We start from the raw sequence: 20,695 nt of genomic DNA on the forward strand, positions 1-20,695 counted from the left end.
ATCACCGATACTAAAGATAGTAGATTCGCAATATATGATACATATCTATTTTCCTATATAACGTAAAAAGAAAGGATGAGCAAGTTGAAGAAACCTTTAAAAGTGGGTGTCTTAACGAGCCTTTTATTAACACCAGCAGCACTTGCTAATGTACAAGAAGCACAAGCACAAACACAAACTGTCGCACAAGCTGAACAAGTAGCTTATGTGAACGCCGTAGCAACAACGGAAACTAGAAATAAAACAATCGAGCAATTTGGCAAGCTTTCTGAAACATCCACAGCAAATGAGATGGTCATTGCAGATGGCGATGTTAAAGTATTAAGCACGACCGATTTTAATGATAATGAACGAGCTTTTATTCAAGCGAAATATGAGTATGTAGTGGCACAACGAGGGTTCGTCAAAAAATTAAATGAACTAGGTAAAAGCATTAATGCAATTACCTATACAAGTAGAACATTTGTTGACGATGTTGCCGCTGTGCAAGCAGAGTATACGACATTTTTAGGTTCAACTTCAGCAGCCAATTCCTATCTGGCTGTCCAAAATGATTTTAATGTAGCTGTCGATACAGCATTAGCAAATAATGCCAAAGACATTGTTTCATCTGTTCGCGGCACATCACTTCAATACGGCTATGACGACACGGAACGTAATAATTATTTTAAAAAGAACGGTGCCGATATCGCCAAGCTTGTAAAAATGAATGAGGATGCAAATGCAGTAGACATCACGATTATTAACTTAGAGGATTTAATTTCTAAAATAGATTCATCTTCGAGCTCTAGTGATATTGCTACAGCAGCCGCTGAAGTAACAACAAGCTATAATGCTCTAACTGCTGACCAAAAGAAAATTGTTACAGCATATAATCCGAATAACACAACAGTTACGCCATTTAAAAAATATACAGATGTGCTAGTCAATTTATCTTCTGCAGATAAGATTGTTGCAAGTATTACGCAACTCACTACGAAAAAACCAGAAGACTTTACTACAGCTACAAGTTTTATCAGTACTGTAGCAGCAATTGAAGCATCTTATAACAATTTAAAGGACGCAGAGACGAAACGTTTAGTTTCCAATTATGGCGATTTAAAACCTTTCCAAGAGGCGGCCAACGTGTCCAAGCAAATTACAGCATTACGTATTTCTAATACGGACGCGTATCGTGTAGCAGTAAAGGCGGCAAGAGCGGAATATGATAAGCTTTCTAATAAAGAATTTGTAAAAAATGCGGAAGATTTACAATTAGCTGAATCTAATATTGTGGCTGCAGAAGTCATTGAGTCATTGATTTCTGAAATTGCTAATGCCCCAGATAAAATCTCGAAAATTGAAGAAGCGCGTATAGCCTATAATACGCCTGTAGCACCTGCTGGACAAAAAATTGACGCGGCAAGTGTGAAAAAAATCGTGAAAAACTTGTCAGAGTTAACAACGTGGGAGAGCTCTCATAAAGCTGTTTTAAATGTTATTACGTTAGTTGAAAAACTAAATCCAACGGCGAAAGATTATACAAAAAAAGCAAAGGCTGCTAACACGGCTTACTTAAAGTTAGATTCGACCAAACGCGAGTATGTTAAAAGCTATAAAAACTTAAAGAATCAAGTGGACGCTATAAATCTTATCGATCCTATTATGGGGTTAAATACGTCACGCAAAGATTATAAAGACACGGTTGTTAATTTACTTGCAGAATATAATAAACTGTCCCCAGAAGCGCAAGCGTTAGTGACGAACTACACAGCGTTGTTAACAGCCAACAACTATATCACTACTGCTCAACAGTTTGATGATAGAGTCAATGCATTAGCCAATGAACCAGATGCGACATTTGTTGCAAAAGTTGTGGCATTATCGGCTGAATATAAAACGATGGACAAAAATGCAAAAAGATTAGTAACGCAATATAAAACATTAACAACGTATGAGAAAAATAATGCGAACGTAGTGAAGGTTATTAATTTAATTTCTGCCTTAAACCCAGCCAATAAAGACTATACGAAAAAGGTAATCGCTGCACGTAAAGCTTACAATGCATTAGATGCAGCATCTCAAAAGCGCGTGACCAATTATGAACAGTTAACAGCTGTCGAAGATGTAGCATCATTAATCGGGTTAATTGAAACGTTAAAGCCTACAAGTAAGACGTTTTTAAACGATTTAAAAACTGCACGTGCCAATTATGATGCACTACCACCAGACAAACAACAGAAAATCATCAACTATGAAAAGCTGGTGACAGCGGAAACGGAGCTTACTTCCGCAAGTACAGTGATTGCATTAATAGATGCGGCAGTTCCAGAAGCAGAGGATTATTTAACTAAGCTAATGAATGCGCGTGTTGCTTACGATAAACTACCAACTGGACAGAAAAAGCTCGTTTCAAATATCAAGACATTAACGGATCGTGAAAGACAAGTGAAGCCAATTTTAAGTGTCATGGTGCAAATCGATACGTTAGACCCAAATGCCAATAATTTTGTTAGCAAGGTCAATGCAGCACGTAAAGCGTATGATAAATTGACAAAAGAACAAAAGGCGTTTGTCAACAATATGGCAACATTACAAAGCTATGAACCATTAGCTAACGTAATCGAATTAATTAGTAAGTTAAAAGCATCGAGCAAAACATTCCAAGAAGATACTGTACATGCGCGTGCATTGTATGAAGCACTCAGCAAAGAAATGCAGCAGTATGTGACGAATTACAAGTTGTTGCAAGCTGCGGAAACAAGCATATTAGGTGCTGGCAATGTCCAACGCATGATTGATGAGTTGCCAAATATTGAACCACACCAATATGTCAAACGTATTGAGGAAATTCGTGCAGCTTTTAATGCATTGCCGAAAGATCAGCAATTGGCAGTAGCGAATTATAGAACGCTACAAGACCAAGAAAAATTGATTAAGCCAGTTATTAGTGTTATCAATGAGATTGATAAATTGATGACATCTAAAAATATGGATAGTCAATATCAAAAGATTTTGAAAGCCTATGATAATTTAACGGCTACACAACGTAAATACGTCTATAATGAGCAAGTGCTTCTTTCTTTAGATAATGTAATTAACGTCTACAAGAGTATTGCAGCTTTAAAACCGAGCGATAAAATGTATTTTGGGATGATTGAGTCCGTTCGTAAAGACTACGATAGCCTTAATACAGCGGATAAACAAAGAGTATCGAATTATTCGATTTTACTAGAAGCAGAGAAAAATATGAGTGAAGTAAAAAAAGTAGTGGAGATTATCGCTAGTCTTTCTCCAACATCCAGTACGTATATCCAAGATGTTGAAAATGCAGTAGCTGCGTATAAGGCGCTAGACTCCAAAGTAAGAGGACAAGTTATCAACTACGATAAGCTAAAAGGTGCAGAAAAAGATATAGCAGCAGTGTTAAAAGTAGTCAATGCGATTGGGGAACTAGATCCCGATTCAAAAACATTTGAAAAGAAAGTGATCGCAGCACAAAAACTATATAGCTCACTAACGTTGGAGCAACAAGATTTAGTTTACAACTATCGCATTTTACAAGAGCATGCAAAGACATTAGGATTGGACTAATGGACGAAGAGAGGGCTGGTCCCTCTTTTCGTTATTTTAAATGGTTAAAATACTTTTAATTACAAAGGGGCAAAGGTCTATGAAAACAAAGCATACTAAATATGCATGGGCATTTGCTACGGCTTTAGCTGTAGCACCTTGTGTTGCCGTAATTCCCACGGAAGCGGCTCCTATGCCATTTGTAGATATTACAAGCAATAATAGTGAGACTGAGCTCTATCATGCAGTAAGCGAGCTATACAATAAAGGCATTGTATTTGGTACAACACCTTCAACATTTAGCCCTTATCAACATTTAACGCGTGGAGAAGCAGCTTATTTTTTAGCACAAGCGCTTCAATTGCAAACGAACAACGTGGACAATCCAGGTTTTAGCGATGTGCCAACTTCGCATCAGTATTATGGCTATATTGCAGCACTAGCAGCTAATGGTATTATCCAAAAAGGAAATCAATTTAATCCGGATGCTACTATTAAGCGTAGTCAAATGGCAAAAATGCTGACACTAGGCTTTCATCTACAGCAAGCGACATCGTTAACTGCACCGTTTACAGATTTTACAAAGGATGTTGAAACCAATCGATATATTCAAACGTTATTAGATTATGGGATTACGCAAGGTACTAGCGCTACGACATTTTCTCCGTATACTGATGTACGACGTGGTCAAATGGCTTTATTCCTTTATCGCATACTACAAAAAAATAATAATGACCTATACATTATTGGGGTTGAATAACAAGACAAACATCACTCTTGGGAATGAACATGCCTGTAGAGTGATGTTTTTAAAAATCTTTGTAGGAAAAAACAGGTAATAATGGTATGTTTATTATGTGGTAAATAGGGTAAAGACGAAAACACTAGCGGATATTCGTTGCTTATATGAAGCGATGAATTATCGGCATGAATACAAAAATTTCCATACATATTTAAGGAGGTAGCTATGTTAAAAAAAGTACCTAGTATTGTCGGTTTGTCGCTTATTTTGCTGGCTACACCACATGCTATGCCTCTTCCAAACTTACTAGATGTTGCCTTAGCGGCAGAATCAGTAAAGGATGTTCCATCTACCCATTGGGCGAATCGTTCCATTCAGCACATGTTGGATAAGCAATATATGACAACCTATCAGGATGGGACATTTAAGCCAGAGCAGGCTATTACGCGAGCGGAGGCAGCGGCAGCAATTGCCCGTTCAATGCAACTAAATATGACTGCTCCCTCTGCAGCTAATTTTCGAGATTTATCTCCAGCTCATCCTTATTACAAGGAAGTTTGTGCATTGGTGGAATTAGGAATATTACAAGATGGCGATTGTTTTAATCCTGATGTGCCATTGAAGCGCATGCAAATTGCTAAAATGATAACGCTTGCTTACAATATTGAAGTTGATTCACAAAATCATAGTAAGTTTAGTGATATTACTGAAGGGCATTGGGCAAAGGATTATATTGAATCACTAGCAGATGTGGGCATTATTAAAGGAGTCAATGCAAAACAATTTGCCCCGAATCAATTGGTAACACGTGCACAATTTGCCTCCATAGTTGAACGGAGTCTTGATTTTTCAATGACACTAACCAATTTCGAAGCAGCCTATGATTACTTATCGAAGTCTTATATTTCGACTAAAAATTACTCATCTGCCATGTCTAATGATGTGATTAGGTTAGTCAATAATGAAAGACAAAAAAGAAAGTTACAAAGTCTTAACTATGATGAAGCTTTAACACAAGTGGCTGTTATCAAGGCACAGGACATGATTAATCGTCATTATTTTGAGCACGAATCACCTTACTATGGAATGCCATGGGATTTAGCAACATTATTTGATTATCCATATACGAGCTTAGGTGAAAATATAGGAAGAAATATTCCGACTCCAGAGGCGGCTGTTAAAGCGTGGATGGCATCACCAGCACATCGCGATAATATTTTACGAGAAAATTATACAAACACCGGTGTTGCCATTGCAGTGGATGGTAAAGGGAATTTCTATTGGGTACAATTGTTTTCTAGTCAATAACTTGATGACAGTGGAAAAATAGGAAAAAGAGGACACTTACTAGGAGAAGATGTCCTCTTTTATTTTTATTGTATATATTCCCTTTACTTTGTCATAAAACTCTAGGCATTGTGCAGCTTTAAGTTTTAGCTCCAACAAAGAGAAAACTTCAATAATTTGCAGTATTGATTTGTTTTTCGTTGTATCACCATCAATAAGAGCGATGATGGCAGAGAAAAATTTAATCATTGTTTGCATGTACATATTATCTACTACACTTACTTTTATATTTTCTAACTCCGTAAGATAAGTTTTAGCACCATCAATATCCTTGCACGTAATTTTTTTCTCTAAAATATTGAAAATCATTAAGGCAATTTCGTTACGGTACCGTGTAAGATTTTGATAGCGTTGCAATGTTTTTTTGGCACGCTCAAAAACAAGGTCGATTAATTCTATAGAATAGAAGCTTAAACTATTAGCGAATAAGGTAATTTCGTAATAACCCCAACTTTCGCAGTTCATTAAATATTCTTGAAGCAGCGTTATTTCGTTAAGATGTTCATCGGTCCCACGAACATCATCAATTAATAACAAAATTAAAGATCGATAATGCAAAAATTTAAGATTGTTCGTAAATGTATATTCATTTTCAACTTGTTCGGCGACCATGTATAACGCATTGACATCTCGGTTATAGAAAGCTTCTACATACTTTCTCATGTAATCCAAGTCCTTATTCCCGTCATTATAAATGATACTAAATTCTTCTAACGTAATATTTAAGTGATCTAACATCTTTAAAAATTTTTCAGCTGTTGTATCGCTTTCACCACGTTCAAATTTAACAATAGCAGGTCGACTTAGTAGATTTTTGTAGAGCACGTTAGAACGTAAATTTTTTTGTAGACGTAACGTTCGAATTAATTCTCCAATTTTCATATACTTCGTCCCTTCGTAAAATGTTAACTTTTGTTTACATTTTAACAAATAAAATTGATAACATAAGATAATATAGAAAATGGAATGGCAGGAGGGAAACAATGATGTGGGCAGGCATACAAATCTTTACGGCTAACTCTTCAGCGATTGTCGGTTTTATTTGGGACTTAATCGGTAGTTAATAAAACTTTATACTAGTTGGATAATGGTAGTAAATATTTTCGAATTTTAAATAGCTAGCAAGCTAAATACGTATAGTAGTATTTTTTAACTTCGGAATTATAAATACATGCAAAATCGTTAATTGGGAAGTCAGTTAAGGTCTGAAATCGGTAGTGTATCGACTCAGGCCTTTTAACTATGCCTAATTGTATTGCCTATCAAGCATTAAAAGTAATTATAGCCCTGTCTATCATAATAATTATCTGCATTATCCTCCCCTTTTTAATTTATCTGTAAATAACAATTGTATAAGATTTATGAACAAAACTTCAAATAAAGAGATATGTAACTATTATTTAATTTTTTAGGATGTTTTTTCATAACAAATGGATTAAAAGGAGAAAAAATATGAGAAAAAGGATAATGGTTATTGATTGTAGTGTGAATACATTAAAGACAATTAAGAAATTAGGCATAAAAGTGATATGTATCGAGAAAGAACAAAAAAAACAGCTGAAAGATTTATTGAAATTAGATGATATTTACTATGAAATAGATTATAAGGATATAACTTTATTAAAAAAAGAAGTAGGAAAGATATTAATAAAATACCCCGTAGATGCTATTTTATCCTTTACAGGAGACGGTCAAAATGCTGTCGTGGCATTACAAGAGGAATATCCATTAAACAAATATAAACAATCAGAGCAAATAAAATTATTTAAGAACCAGTGTAACTTACGTAATCTCCTAAACCGTAATAATTTTAGTTATGTCAATGTTAAACTCATCAATTCTAAAGAAGCATTAATAGAATTCGCTAATGAAAATGGTTTTCCATTTATTCTTAAACCATGCATTGAAACAGGGAGTAAGGTTGCTAAAAAAATCTCCACATTTAAAGAAGTATACGAATTTTTGGATAAAGAAAATCCGACAACTCTGATAGCGGAAGATTACCAAGAAGGGGTAGAGATTAGTGTTGAAACCTTTTCTTTTAATCGAAAACACTATGTCGTGGGCATTACAGATAAATATACAGAATCTGATTTTGTAACGTATGGTCACAGTGTGCCAACAACTTTAAATGATGAATTAATAACCGAGATTACACTATTTGTTTTAAATTTTTTAACGTTAACAGGTGTAGTTTTCGGCCCATGCCATATAGAGATAAAAATTACCACATATGGTCCTAAAATAATTGCTGCTCATTGTAGAACAGGTGGCGACCAGATTGTAGCGTTGCATCATTTCGTTTCAGGTATTGATCTAATACAATGGACTTTAGATGCCATCTATACAGAGAATTGGCAAAAATATGATGTAAATCAACAATATCCTGCTGCCGCAGTTATTTTCTTTAGATTCCAACCGAACAAAAAAATAAAGAAATTGAATATCCAAAATGTGGATGAAATCATTGTAGCCTATAAATGCAATATTGAAGAATGCGATGTCACAAAAGGAATGAACAGTCCAAAAGACAAACATGGCTTTATTATTGCTAAAGGGAGAAATGTTGAAGAAGCAGTTGAGAACTGTCGATTAGCAATTCAAACGATAGAAATTGAATATGCTGAAGAGATTTATCGTGATTCATTACGATGATTTAAGTGATTTATACAGTTTAGTTACACTAGCAAGTCAAAGCGCTAATATTGACAATGTAGCCTAAACTAAAATAATGAGGTGTGAGATGAAAGCATTTGTAAATTTATTGATTGGATTGCTTTTTGCTTTTATGCTAACAGGCTGTATTGGTGAAGACTATGATGTTGGAGTGCCAACTGCTCATTTAAATTTTGATCATTCCTCTGTTCAATTAACAGAAGCAAATATCAGTTGGAAGACAGCAAGTGAAGATGTACAGAAGTCCATCGAAAATATTAAAAAATACGCATCGTCATTGGATGAAATAAAGGTCTTACCAGGTCAAAAGACATCATTGGATTTTGAGGAGAACGAAAAAAACGGTGGAGATATTTGGACTGATGCACAAGTGTCAGCTTTTCTGTTAAAAGATGACGAGCGAATTGAACTGGAATTTGATGATTTCAGAGAATTTCAATTCCCAACCGACAAAGGAAGCTATGTTTTGGAAGTTAAATTTAGCAGTACAGCAGGCAGTGCACAATATGTAGGGAATGTTAGTATTGAATAAGTCAGTTAGAATGCTTAAAGGAAAAAGTGTTAGATTGAGCGCTCAATCTAACACTTTTTTGATATGAATGTATTGACCACTTTCGGAGGGTTTACGGCCGATTCATGGGTCTTTATCGGCGATATCGCTTGTTTTACGAGCAATTCGTGAGTTTTTATCGGCAATTTTCGTCATTGTCTATTGTAACAAAGCGTGGCTTATATTACAGGAATGTTACAAAAATCCGGAATACCCATTAATTAATACCCATATTTTAGCGTTGATAAACCACGAAACGTTGGTATATCAACGTTTTTTTTACTTTCAAAACCGTTACACAATTGAAAAATTAAAGTACCATCATTTGTGATAGTCTATGTATAGGCAAAAAAGTTCTTTGAGAGGGGCATAACAAACTTATGAAGAAAAAATGGTTATTACCGATTTTTGCATCTTTTATGTTATTTTCAACAATTCAAATAGATAACGCTGAAGCGGCGACTACAGATGAGGTCACTGAAACAGCTTCGAAATATTTAGGTATTCCTTACGCTTATGGCGGTACAACTACTAGCGGATTAGATTGCTCAGGCTTTACTTCTAAAGTCTTCAGTGATTTAGGCATCAAATTAAATCGTACTTCAAGCTCACAATATCAACAAGGCACTGCAGTAGCGAAGAGTGATCTTCAAGTTGGCGATTTACTGTTCTTTAACACGAGTGGTAGTGGTATCTCACATGTAGCGATATACATAGGTGACGGTAAAATGATTCACTCTCAAACAGGTAAAGGTGTAAGCTATTCTGATGTAAACGATCCATATTACTGGAGCTCACGTTATGTTGGCGCAAAACGTGTAGCACAATTTGATACTGAACAACAAGCTGAAGTAACGAAAGTAGCAGCAGCGGAAGTAAAAGAAGCTGCAATTGATTTTACAGTATATGCTTCACGTGCTGAAGTTGCTGTTCAAATTGCAAAAGCTCTTAATTTAGATACATCTGATAAAAATACGTCATTTGCAGACGTAAAACCTACTTATGCACATGCTGGGGCAATTGCTGCTGTAGCGAAATTAGGTATTTTTTCTGGTGATGATAACGGCAAATTTAATCCATCTTCTCCGATGACTCGTGCACAAATTGCAAAAGTTTTAGTAGTTGCTTTTGGTCTTGAGCATCAAGGTGATGTTGTGACATTTGCAGATGTTCCTGAAAACCATTGGGCAACAGAATATATTTCAATTATCGCATCAAACGGTATTACAGCAGGTAAAGATAATGGTAACTTCGGTTATGATGAAATGTTAAAAATTTCTCAATTAGAAGCATTTATTGAGCGTGCTAAGCAAGTGAATAAATAATCAATTTCTACTTTGCTTCGGACAAGGGCTACGTTTGGAGTAAGGCATTGCATGGAAGTTCTTTTAAATAACGTATAAATGGAGGAGAGTTTGCACATGCAGGCTCTCTTCTTTTTATGAATCTTTGTGAAATGAGGTGATAACAAAAAAATGTCGAATAGTTACATTCTATGATAGTTTTGTATGTGGATTTTTGTTAAAATGAACACGAGAACACGAAACATGAAGGGAGGAAATAAGACATTGTACTTTAAAAAAATCAGTCTTATATTATGCGTCTTATTCATTTCAGCTTCTATGTTTACGATACATAGTGCAAATGCAAGTGGTGGTTTTGAAGATGTTACACCAAAGCATGAAGCTTATGAAGAGATCAATTATTTAGTTAGTTTAGGTGTTATTAAAGGGTATACAGAAAAAGGTAAAACGTATTATAAACCAAATAATACGGTAACACGTGGACAAGTTGCCAAGATGGCAGTTGTGGCTTCAGGAAATAAACCACTAACGGTTAGCAAGTCCACTTTTTCAGATGTAACGGTTGGTACAGAGCTTTCAGGCTATGTTGAACGTGCTATCCAATTAGGATACTTTAAAACAAACACAACTGGTCAATTTTTACCGAACAAGCCTTTAACTCGTGATGAAATGAGTTATGTATTAACAAAAGCATTTAAATTGGATGCAAGTGAATACGAAAATATGGATTCTCCTTTTGTGGATGTAGCGATTACAAATCCTTACGTTCAATACGTTAATGCGATTTACTATAATGGTATTACAAAAGGAAGCGGCCAAAACTATAATCCAAATAGCTCGGTAACACGTGCACAATTTGCATTATTTGTTGCGCGTGCTAAAAGTGAAAAATATCGTTTAGAGCTTCCTGTAAAAGGTGTAGCTGTTCCTGATACATCACAAGTTATTGGTTTAGTTCAAGTGACAACAGATGGCTTGAATATTCGTAAATCAAAAGATTCAAATTCTAGTACAAACATTGTAGGCACAGTCAATAAAGGCGGAAAACTAGCAGTCTATGCAATTGAAGGAGACTGGTTGAAAGTAACATATAAAGGCGCTTTTGCTTATATTTATAAAACATACGCTCAGTTCTTAGATGCGGATGGTAATGTATTAGGAAAAATTCAAAAAGAAGTAAAGACAACACAAGGTATTAATCTTTATGTGAAGCCAACTTCCTCTTCTAAAATCATTTCAACAGTTAATAGCAATGTTAAACTGCCTGTCTACAAAACGGTTAATGGCTATCATTTAACAGTCGTTAATGGCTTGCCAGGTTATGTTGTTGCAAATAGCACAGAGGATGTAGAAGTAGAACAGCCTTCAAAACCAGATCCAACGCCTCCACCTGTAACAGGAGGAGATTTACTAGGTCGTACAACTGTTGATAGTTTAAATGTTCGTAAAGAAGCGAACTCTACTTCAACGGTATTAGGTAAATTAAGCAAAGGCGATTATGTGCATGTCAACAGTATTAATGGCTATTGGGCTGAAATCACTTTTGATGGTCAAAAAGGCTACGTGCATAAATCGTATTTAAAACTATTAAACCAAAATGGCAATCCACTTAAAAATCGTATTATCATTCTTGACCCTGGTCACGGTGGTAAAGATCCAGGCGCTGTTGTAGGCTCCAATTCGGAAAAGGCGATTACGTTAAAAGTTGGGACACTTGTACGACAAAAGCTGGAAGCAGCTGGAGCAAAAGTGTCAATGACACGTACAGGTGATACGTACCCATCACTGCAAGATCGCGTTGACTTTACAGATGCAAACTATGGCGAAATCTTTGTTAGTATTCATGTAAACTCAGCATCTAGCACCTCTGCACAAGGTACTGAAACATATTATGCTGTGACTACAGGAGATATGTATCAAGAAGATATTGATTTAGCTACTTTTGTAAATAACCAAATTGTGAATAACTTAAACATGAAAAATCGTGGCGTGAAAGAACAACAATACTATGTTATTCGTAACATGTTAATTCCATCGATTCTAGTTGAACTAGGCTTCCTAACGAATAGTGAAGACCGAGGCAAAATGACAGATGATCAATATGTTGAGTTATTTGCTGAAGCGATTTATAAAGGTATTTATCAATATTACGCAAAACAATAATAAAAAGAGCTACATTGTTCAACATATGAACTGTGTAGCTCTTTTTTATTTGGATTTAGCTGGCGATAGTAGTTTGATCATCGTCAAAATCTATTTCGCATTTGCATGTAACGTACGATTAACAAATTGAGCAAAGTTTTGGCGGGATACTGTATTGTTTGGCTTAAATGTTTGATCTGCATAGCCTGTTGTTATATTTAACGCATAGAGCGCTTGAATATCTTTAAAATAGATATGAGATGCAGGAACGTCAGAAAATGATTTACTAGAATAGCCTTGTAACTTAAAGCCTTTAACAAGTGCGTGTGCCATAGCAGCACGTGTCATGGGCTGGTGCGCGTTGATTTTACCATTTTCTAAAGTAATAATCCCGTAACGAACGCCTGTAGCTAGTACTGCATAGCCATAATCACCTGCTTTGATATCACTGGCGTTCAATGTTGCTGAACTTAAAGGTGAAATTCCTAGTGCACGTAACACCATTTCGGTAGCTTGCAAGCGTGTTAATGTGCCTTGGGGATTAAATTTGCCATTACTGCCTTTTACCACACCAAGTGCATGTAAGTTTTTAATATCATTGTAAGCACCACTTGATGCTGGTACATCTTGGAAGAAGGGAGCGATGCCAATAGAGGCCTTATTGGAACCTTTTGTGCGTGTGAGCGTTTTAATTTCTGCAATAGTTGCAAATTTTTCGTCTGCATTTTTACGATCATCACGACCTTCAATGAAGGAAGTGCGTATCGTATACGTTCCAGCGGCTAAATTTCCAGGCATCAAGATTTGATATTTTTCCGAGTGGGTACTAATATCTTTCTGGTCAGCATTCGATGTTGTCGCATCTGCGGCTAGACCTGGTATGTAACGATCGTGCCCCTTCCCGACAATATGGTCGTTCGCATCAACAATTTCTACTTTTAACGTACCACGAGCAGGCACATTACCGTTGTTTTTAACTGTTACTGTAGAGTAAAAAACAAATTGACCAGATGGCGCTACATAACTTTGCACACCGTCAGAAAATAGAGAAAGGTTATAGCGACGTGGCACATATCCATCGTGATCTTCGGCAACCCAATGTAAAGCGTGCTTCATAAATACTTGAGCATCTGTGTCGCCCCGTGTGGTCGAGTAAGCAGCACCGTTTTCATTGTCTTGCCAGTCTGCTTTCACATTAATCGTCATATAATCGAAAATTTTGAAGCCGATTTGTACAACTCTTCCTTTGCCATATTCAATAGCATGAGCTGCACCAAATTCATTTTTCTTCATCGTTTGTGGCTTATCGGTATAGTTGTAATTCGAGAAATATAAAATCGGTGAAGCGGAGCTACCTTGCCAAGGTTTTATAATTTCAACCCACTCTTTATCCGATTTTGTCAGACTAAGCGTGCTTTTACCGAGCTCTTTTGTGGTGTTTTGGATAATTGGGTGAACTGAATTTGCATTGCTAATGGTCGCGTTACCTAGCACAATATCGTCGATAAAGCGTGCATTGAAAACTTCTGATAAGTTATCCCATTCCATGACCCATGAGTCGACATCATAGATTAATGGAGAAAGATCCATTTGACCAGCCTTCGGAAATTTTGCTGATTCATTACGAGCTGTTTGGAATGCAAAAATAGCACCGCCACCATTTCGAACGTATATTTTGATATTTTCGCGTTGTTGATGATTCATCATGACCGTATATGGAAAGACGATTGCATCATATTGACTTAAGTTTTCTAGGTTATTTAAGTCCTTTTCGAAAATTTTCTCTACATGGAAGCCTTGTTGCTGATATAAAAGGTATGCTTTAAGTTCTTTGTTATACGTTGAGCTATAGTCGACCTTTGGAGATACTGTTCGTCCCTCATATGTACCACCAGGGTGTGTAGTGTTGGCATATTTCTCACTACTTTCAGAGAAAACAATGCCGATTTTTTGTGTTGTAGCTTGGGCTTTTGTCGGTGATAGCATTGCAACAAGCAAACAAGCACAGACAGCGATGAAGGAAATAACACATTTCTTCAATAAATCCACATCCTTGCTTTTATTTTTCTCAAAATGGTATTACTAAATTTCATCATACACCTAAATATTAACTGATTCGTAGAGAATTAGTTAAAAATGAAATTTTTGAGCTTTTTTATGTAAAATCAATTCAATCCTTTCTATAAGTCTAACCGTATTTATGATATAATAACCTTTGTTTTTGTAGGGAAAACTAAAGAATATAATAGTGATAACAACTATTGATTCATGATAGAGGAGGGCAATAACATCTTTTTAGATGTATTACATGTATGAATAAACTGAAGCAAGTTTTCACAAAGGTCAATAAGATTGATACGTTTTCACCGTATTTCTTTTTACCTTTTATATTAGTGCTATATTTCTTTACCAGTCTATTTGATTTTCATCGATTTGAATTATTTAATGTTCGTGTATCCATTTTACCAGCAGTATTAGTTGCGCTTGTTTGCTATTACCTTGGTGTATATATTATCGATAGATTACAGTGGACAATCCCAACATTTGGGCTATCGTTCTTAGGAAAATATGTGATTCACTTTGTTGTGTTATTAACATTAATCGGATTAGCTTCTTATTTAATGATGATTTTTGGTGGTGGTTTAGGAATTTCTGATGAATCCAATCGTCGTAATCTTGATCCAAAACTAAATTTCTTTAGTCAGTTATTATGGTACGGAATTTTACTGTTATTATCTTACAAAATGATTTTAGAAAAGAATATGACGTGGAAGAAGGCAATAGTTTACGGTTCAATCTTTGCTGTTGTGATGTTCCTATTCCTATTAATGGGCTATCGTACGCCTTTAATTATTATGCTATTTACTGGAATTATTATTTTCCACTATGTTGTGAAACGTGTAAAATTAACATGGTTCCTAACAGCATTATTTGTTATTGGTGTAGCATTCTCAATGTTCGGTTTCTTACGCGTAGTGACAGAAGATACTACGAAAGAGTTTAATAATCGCGATCAACCAGATGTAGAACTGACAGAGACAGAAAAAGAAAAATTGTTAACAGTTGAGCAAAAAGTAAACTTAACGCCAAAATGGATGCGTTCATTAAATGGTGAAAGTGTAACAGGTCATATCGTTTTAAGTAAAATTATTGAGTACACACAAGAAGAAGGCTATTTAAACGGTCAAATTCATAAAGGTATCTTTAATACAATTCTTCCTGGTGAGCAAATTTCACCACGTATGAAGGTGACAGAGGTTGTTAACTCTTTAAGTGTGGAAGAAGGTAAATTTATTACTCGACCTACAAGAACGACAACACCAACCTTTATTGGACAGTTATTCCTAGATGGTGGCTATGCGCTTGTGGCAATTGGTTTCTTATTGTACGGTGTGCTAATTTCTTTAATCTATAATAAAGTGAAACAAGGTGGCATTCGTAGTTTCCACTCTGTAGCGTACGCATTTGTTATTACATTGTTTACCGTGTCTATGCACACTGGATTACTTGATTTAATCTTTATTTTAATGTTAGGTTTCGTCGTCATTGCATCAGCAATTATTAAAACCGAGCAAAGAAAACTTAAATATTAATAATGAAGGGCTGTCCTATTTTAGGCAGCCCTTTTGTTTTTGTAATCGCGGGTAAACGTGGGTGATTCGCGGGTAAACAGCTATATTTCGCGGGTAAGTCACAAAAAATCGCGGGTAAACATGTGCATTCCGCGGGTAACACACAAATCATCGCGGGTGAATCACACCCACACCGATGAAATCATAAAAAAGCGCCATCCAATTTAGTTATTGGATTGGCGCTATTTCTTATTTCACTGTATCTATAAGTTTAATATAATCTTTACTAATGTAAGCTGTGCCTGTATGAAGCTTATCAGGTAGCACTTCATGCCAGCCATTGATGTCCGTGTTAACGATGATAACTGGCATACCACTGCGCGCATATGTGAAGAGTGGACTATTGCTAGTTGAAGTCTCTAAACGAACATTTAAGCCTGCAGTAGTTGTTAAACCAATTTTATATGGATTATTTGCATCCTTAAAGCCTAATGCTTTTTCAGCACGGTAGTAGTGGCCAGCAATTTTTGCACCCCAAAATGGATCTGAGGCATATTTTACGTTAAAGCCAAGTGCCTTTGAACCAACTACTGCACCATTTGCGTAGTTTCTACCTGGAGAACCACCTGGCGTTATATAGTTCGGTTGTAAAAACTTCTCAACAAGTTCGTTAATGTTAGCAGCGACGCTATCGAATTTTTTGTTAAGTGGGTTTGTGTCATAAACATATAAACCAAATAGGTTGTTTAAGTTTTGTGCATGGTCACTCATACCATAAGCACTTTCATGTTGCGCAAGTGCCAATATTAACATGGCATTAATTTTTGAGTTTGCCTCAACTTCTTTTAACGTCTTTCCTAAACCGAGTAGCTTACTTTTTGTTGTAGCATCTTTATAAAGCGTAATACCTGTACTTTCAATCTCAGCAAGCTTATTCAAAATGTAAGCATCAATTTCTTCTGCTGTATATTGCGTTGTTGCGCGTGCAGGTAAAAATTGATAATAGTTATAAGCTTCACCTTTCGAAGAACCGTTTCCATTAATGAAATAGATGCCATTCCAGCTATAGTATTTTTCACCTTGTTTCATGAAGGCAGGTGCTTTTCCGTAAACATAGCTTGAAGAATATTTATTTGTTTTGTAATCGTATAGTGTATGTTTAATTTCACCATTTTCGACGGAGTAGTAAGCGCGTCCTTTACTTAGGGAAAAAGGAATTAACGTGACATCTGCTTGTTTTAAATAGCCAACCTGACCTGCTAATCTCACTTTTACTTGCGTGGCATCACTGCTTATATATTCCATCTCTGTATTACCTGCAACAGCGATTTGATCTTTAATCGTTTCAGAATAAAGTGCAACATAATTATTCGTAACAACATAGCCGGCGGACATTTTCACAATTTTATCTTTTTGGACAATCACTTGTGTATTTTTTGTAATTGCTTTTTCAGCAGCATCATAACTTGAAAAGCCTTGATTGCCGACTAGTGTACCATTTGAAATTTCCTTAATCGCATACGTTGAGACGTCTGCAGCCCCATCACCAGCTAGTAACATCAAACGTTGAATGAACGTTGCGGCTTGTCCAATTGTTGCATTTTTTTCGGGCATAAAGTAACCATCAGAACCAATGATGATGCCTAACTGTGCACCGGTTGCTACAGCAGAACGGTAGTCTTTAATAATAGAAGTATTATCCTTAAATGTAATGGATGATGTACCTTTAGGAATTTTTAAATAATTAATAGCTCTCTCCAACATAATGGCCATATGTTGTCTTGAAATGGCAGCATCAGGCTTAAATGACCCATCTATGTAGCCAGTTATAATGCCAGCTGTAGCAGCAAGCTGAATATCGGTTGCATACACATATGTATCAGGTACATCGGTAAATACCATGCCGTTATTCGCTTCAAGCTTCATGACCTTTGCTAAATACGAAGCAAATTCTCCGCGTGTAACATTGTCATTGGGGCGGTAACTGCCATTAGCATCCGTTACTATAGCATTTTTTGAAATTAAATAACGAAGACCCTTTTCGTGTGCATGCCCTGAAAGTTCATCAGCAGATGCTAATTGGGGTTGCCAAAAGAGCAAGCTAACTATTGTCATAAGCAATGCAATAATTGATAGTTTTTTCATATTTTTAACCTCCTAAACATTAACATCATTTTACCAAAGTTAGAGAGTTGAGATAAGGTTAAATATGCGTATTATCATAAAATGCGTCAATATAAACAGTTTTTTTACCAATTATATGAAACTGGAAAATAGCTTAAATGTTCCATAGCTATTTTGGCATATTTTTGATAATCTTATAGAAGAAAAACATAGAAGGGAAGGTGAGGGCTCTACATTTCATGAGGAGCGCGAAAAATGAAAAGAATAGCAAAAATTTTACTGATTTTAGTTGTAATGATGTCGATTGTTGTTAGTCCGCTAAATGCCTATGCATTTCAAACAGTAAAGAAGGATTACCCACTTTCAAAAGGTGTGCAGTATAAACAATATACATACAGCAATACCTATACAAACTCTATTAATCACTTAACGATTAATGTTGGTGATGCAACGACAGAAGTACAATTAGGAATGCCCGCAGCAGTCAATGGAAAAGAATCGACAGTAGCAAATGCGAATCGTCATTCTCGTGAGGGAAATCGAGTAGTTGGTGCTATTAATGCAAGTTTTTATAATATGTCTGAAGGCTATCCATTATTTTTACTAGCTAAAAATAATGTTATTTTAAATGGTGGTGCAGTTTCAAACGGTTCTGACCAATATATGAACGTTCCAACGGCTTTTGGTATGAATTCGGATGGTCGTGGGGTCATTGATTATTTTGATTTTGACGTCACACTAGCCCATAATGGCACGAAATATGAAATGTCAGGGTTAAATCGTATTCGTAATATAAATGAAGCGATTATTTACACACCACAGTTTTATAGTAAAACAACAGATACAAATGAATTCGGTTTTGAAATGGTAGTAGACACAGGTTCGCCGATTACAGAAAATACATTTGGTCAAACGTTAACTGGTAAAGTCACACAAATTAAGCCTTATGGATCAAAAGATAAATTAACGATTCCATCTACTGGCTTCGTTGTATCTTTACAGGGTGGCGATTGGCACAAAAAGTTAAGCCATGTAGCGGTTGGCGATGAAATGAGCGTTAATTTTTCAATTGACCAACTTTGGCAAAATGCACAATTTATCTTGGCTAGCGGTCCTTATCTAGTAAAGGATGGCAAACCTTATATTATGATGAGCACAACAAGTTCACGTGCAAAAGAAGTTGCTCCACGTACAGTAGTTGCTACAAGTAATAATGGACAAACTGTACATTTCATTACAGTAGACGGACGTCAAAGCCATAGTAAGGGCATGAATATGGTGCAACTTGCTAATTATTTAGTGGCGCTTGGGGTTGATAGAGCCCTTAATTTAGATGGCGGTGGTTCAACAACGATGGGAATTCGAAACTACGGCAGTAATAATGTTGTTTTAGCGAATTTACCTTCTAATTCAGGGAATACACAACGTCTTGTATCTGCCACACTACAAGCGGTAAGTACGGCGCCAAATGGCAAGGCGAAACACATTAAATTTACGAATAGTACAAACTATGCAACATTGCTAGTAGGTGCTTCATCGAGTGTCGCAGTACAATACGTTTTAGATGATAACTTTACTACACTACCACTAGATGGTCATGTAACGTTAGCTTCGCAAAACCAAACATTACAGATTAATGGTTTAAACTATACAGCAACACAAGCTGGTGAAGAACGTATTTACATCGGCTATGATGGCGCTGCGGTGCAATCATTCCAAGTCAAAGTAGTAGATGCTCCTACAACAATGAATGTTACGCCAAGCTCTAAAACAGTTGGAGCAGGAGAATCTGTGAATTTTACAATCGATGCAAAAGATGATGCAGGTAAGCCGATTGTTTATAATCCATCTCAAGTGAAATGGTCCGTAGAAGGAAATATTGGTACCATTACAAGCGATGGTAAGTTTACCGCGCAAAATCCTGGTACAACAGGTAAGGTCATTGCAACTTTAGGTACGAAGAGTCAAGTTGCTACGGTTACTGTAGCGAAGCCAGCGCTGTTTAAAGATATTCCAAATAATTACGTATACTTTAAAGAGATTGAATATTTAACGTCTCAAAATATTATTACAGGACAGGCTGATGGAACATTTAGACCGAATGACAAACTGACACGTGCACATGCAGCTGTCATTATTAGCCGTGCATTAGGGTTAAATACAAAAAATGTGAAAAATCCAAACTTCAAAGATATACCGGCAAATCACATTTACTTTAAAGAAATTGCAGCTGTTGTGGAAGCGGGCATTATGAGTGGTCGCGAAAACAATACTTTTGACCCGAATGCAACATTAACACGAGCACAAATGGCGAAAATTGTTGCAATCGCATATCAATTAAATGGAACAAGTGGTATTGCCTTTAAAGATGTTCCAAAAGATCATTGGGCGTATACATTTGTACAACAATTAGCAGCTAACAATATTACGACAGGCTATGATGGTAACATTTTTAAACCAAATGAAGCGATTAGCCGAGCGCATTTCGGTTTGTTCCTTTATAGAGCAATTCATAAGTAAAAGTTAGCAATAGATGACTAGCAGAAGTAAACATAAAGTAGTACTTTTTTGCTGTTTTATAGGATTTAGTATTGTCATAAGGTGCTAGAAAAGGGGGGAATCTCGTTGAAATTCGGGGCTCCCCTTTTTTTTACTATTTTTAAAAAGAACGAATAAGTGCAATTGT

The 20,695-nt window shown here is 36.0% G+C and carries 12 protein-coding genes; 9 read left to right on the top strand and 3 right to left on the bottom strand.

What is annotated here, in order from left to right; all coding sequences use genetic code 11:
- Positions 1-84: 84 nt before the first annotated feature.
- The 3 genes from MHH88_RS03155 (at position 85) to MHH88_RS03165 (ending at position 5,602) form a co-directional block, all read left to right on the top strand.
- A complete protein-coding gene (locus MHH88_RS03155) occupies positions 85-3,573 on the top strand; it encodes a hypothetical protein (protein ID WP_339261544.1) in 3,489 nt (1,162 codons plus the stop codon).
- A 79-nt stretch (positions 3,574-3,652) separates the two neighbouring features.
- Complete coding sequence (locus MHH88_RS03160; RefSeq protein ID WP_339261546.1) at positions 3,653-4,312, top strand: S-layer homology domain-containing protein; 660 nt, start codon at positions 3,653-3,655, stop codon at positions 4,310-4,312.
- Positions 4,313-4,519: 207 nt separating this feature from the next.
- Positions 4,520-5,602, top strand: coding sequence for an S-layer homology domain-containing protein (locus tag MHH88_RS03165; RefSeq protein WP_339261548.1), 1,083 nt, complete (start codon positions 4,520-4,522; stop codon positions 5,600-5,602).
- Between the two features lie 39 nt (positions 5,603-5,641).
- Here the strand turns inward: MHH88_RS03165 and MHH88_RS03170 are convergent, their stop codons facing one another.
- Complete coding sequence (locus tag MHH88_RS03170) at positions 5,642-6,523, bottom strand: Rgg/GadR/MutR family transcriptional regulator (protein WP_069510722.1); 882 nt, start codon at positions 6,521-6,523, stop codon at positions 5,642-5,644.
- A 570-nt stretch (positions 6,524-7,093) separates the two neighbouring features.
- On the opposite strand from MHH88_RS03170, the gene MHH88_RS03175 reads away from it, so the two are divergent.
- From MHH88_RS03175 to MHH88_RS03190, 4 genes are all read left to right on the top strand, one after another.
- Positions 7,094-8,296, top strand: a complete 1,203-nt coding sequence (locus MHH88_RS03175; RefSeq protein WP_339261553.1) for an ATP-grasp domain-containing protein — start codon at positions 7,094-7,096, stop codon at positions 8,294-8,296.
- Positions 8,297-8,384: 88 nt separating this feature from the next.
- On the top strand, positions 8,385-8,849 hold the full coding sequence (locus tag MHH88_RS03180; protein ID WP_339261555.1) for a hypothetical protein: 465 nt from the start codon (positions 8,385-8,387) through the stop codon (positions 8,847-8,849).
- A gap of 398 nt (positions 8,850-9,247) precedes the next feature.
- Positions 9,248-10,192: a C40 family peptidase gene (locus tag MHH88_RS03185; protein WP_339261556.1), complete on the top strand. Its 945-nt coding sequence runs from the start codon at positions 9,248-9,250 to the stop codon at positions 10,190-10,192.
- A 297-nt stretch (positions 10,193-10,489) separates the two neighbouring features.
- Positions 10,490-12,334, top strand: coding sequence for an N-acetylmuramoyl-L-alanine amidase (locus tag MHH88_RS03190; protein ID WP_339261558.1), 1,845 nt, complete (start codon positions 10,490-10,492; stop codon positions 12,332-12,334).
- 90 nt (positions 12,335-12,424) lie between these two features.
- Here MHH88_RS03190 and MHH88_RS03195 read toward each other — a convergent pair whose 3' ends face one another.
- Entirely contained in the window at positions 12,425-14,353 is a 1,929-nt protein-coding gene (locus MHH88_RS03195; protein ID WP_339261560.1) for an S-layer homology domain-containing protein, read from the bottom strand.
- Between the two features lie 272 nt (positions 14,354-14,625).
- On the opposite strand from MHH88_RS03195, the gene MHH88_RS03200 reads away from it, so the two are divergent.
- On the top strand, positions 14,626-15,906 hold the full coding sequence (locus MHH88_RS03200) for a hypothetical protein (protein WP_069510709.1): 1,281 nt from the start codon (positions 14,626-14,628) through the stop codon (positions 15,904-15,906).
- A gap of 228 nt (positions 15,907-16,134) precedes the next feature.
- On the opposite strand, the gene MHH88_RS03205 is transcribed toward MHH88_RS03200, so the two are convergent.
- On the bottom strand, positions 16,135-18,030 hold the full coding sequence (locus MHH88_RS03205; protein WP_339261562.1) for an S-layer homology domain-containing protein: 1,896 nt from the start codon (positions 18,028-18,030) through the stop codon (positions 16,135-16,137).
- Between the two features lie 234 nt (positions 18,031-18,264).
- On the opposite strand from MHH88_RS03205, the gene MHH88_RS03210 reads away from it, so the two are divergent.
- Complete coding sequence (locus MHH88_RS03210; protein WP_339261564.1) at positions 18,265-20,529, top strand: S-layer homology domain-containing protein; 2,265 nt, start codon at positions 18,265-18,267, stop codon at positions 20,527-20,529.
- Positions 20,530-20,695: the final 166 nt, after the last annotated feature.

Origin of the sequence: Lysinibacillus sp. FSL K6-3209, from assembly GCF_037976175.1 — a bacterium.
Taxonomy (GTDB): domain Bacteria; phylum Bacillota; class Bacilli; order Bacillales_A; family Planococcaceae; genus Lysinibacillus; species Lysinibacillus sphaericus_D.

Excerpts from the sequence above, each read along its gene's own strand:
- MHH88_RS03160 (WP_339261546.1), top strand. The coding sequence starts at position 3,653 with ATGAAAACAAAGCATACTAAATATGCATGGGCATTTGCTACGGCTTTA.
- MHH88_RS03165 (WP_339261548.1), top strand. The coding sequence starts at position 4,520 with ATGTTAAAAAAAGTACCTAGTATTGTCGGTTTGTCGCTTATTTTGCTG.
- MHH88_RS03170 (WP_069510722.1), bottom strand. The coding sequence starts at position 6,523 with ATGAAAATTGGAGAATTAATTCGAACGTTACGTCTACAAAAAAATTTA.
- MHH88_RS03175 (WP_339261553.1), top strand. The coding sequence starts at position 7,094 with ATGAGAAAAAGGATAATGGTTATTGATTGTAGTGTGAATACATTAAAG.
- MHH88_RS03180 (WP_339261555.1), top strand. The coding sequence starts at position 8,385 with ATGAAAGCATTTGTAAATTTATTGATTGGATTGCTTTTTGCTTTTATG.
- MHH88_RS03185 (WP_339261556.1), top strand. The coding sequence starts at position 9,248 with ATGAAGAAAAAATGGTTATTACCGATTTTTGCATCTTTTATGTTATTT.
- MHH88_RS03190 (WP_339261558.1), top strand. The coding sequence starts at position 10,490 with ATGTTTACGATACATAGTGCAAATGCAAGTGGTGGTTTTGAAGATGTT.
- MHH88_RS03200 (WP_069510709.1), top strand. The coding sequence starts at position 14,626 with ATGAATAAACTGAAGCAAGTTTTCACAAAGGTCAATAAGATTGATACG.
- MHH88_RS03205 (WP_339261562.1), bottom strand. The coding sequence starts at position 18,030 with ATGAAAAAACTATCAATTATTGCATTGCTTATGACAATAGTTAGCTTG.
- MHH88_RS03210 (WP_339261564.1), top strand. The coding sequence starts at position 18,265 with ATGAAAAGAATAGCAAAAATTTTACTGATTTTAGTTGTAATGATGTCG.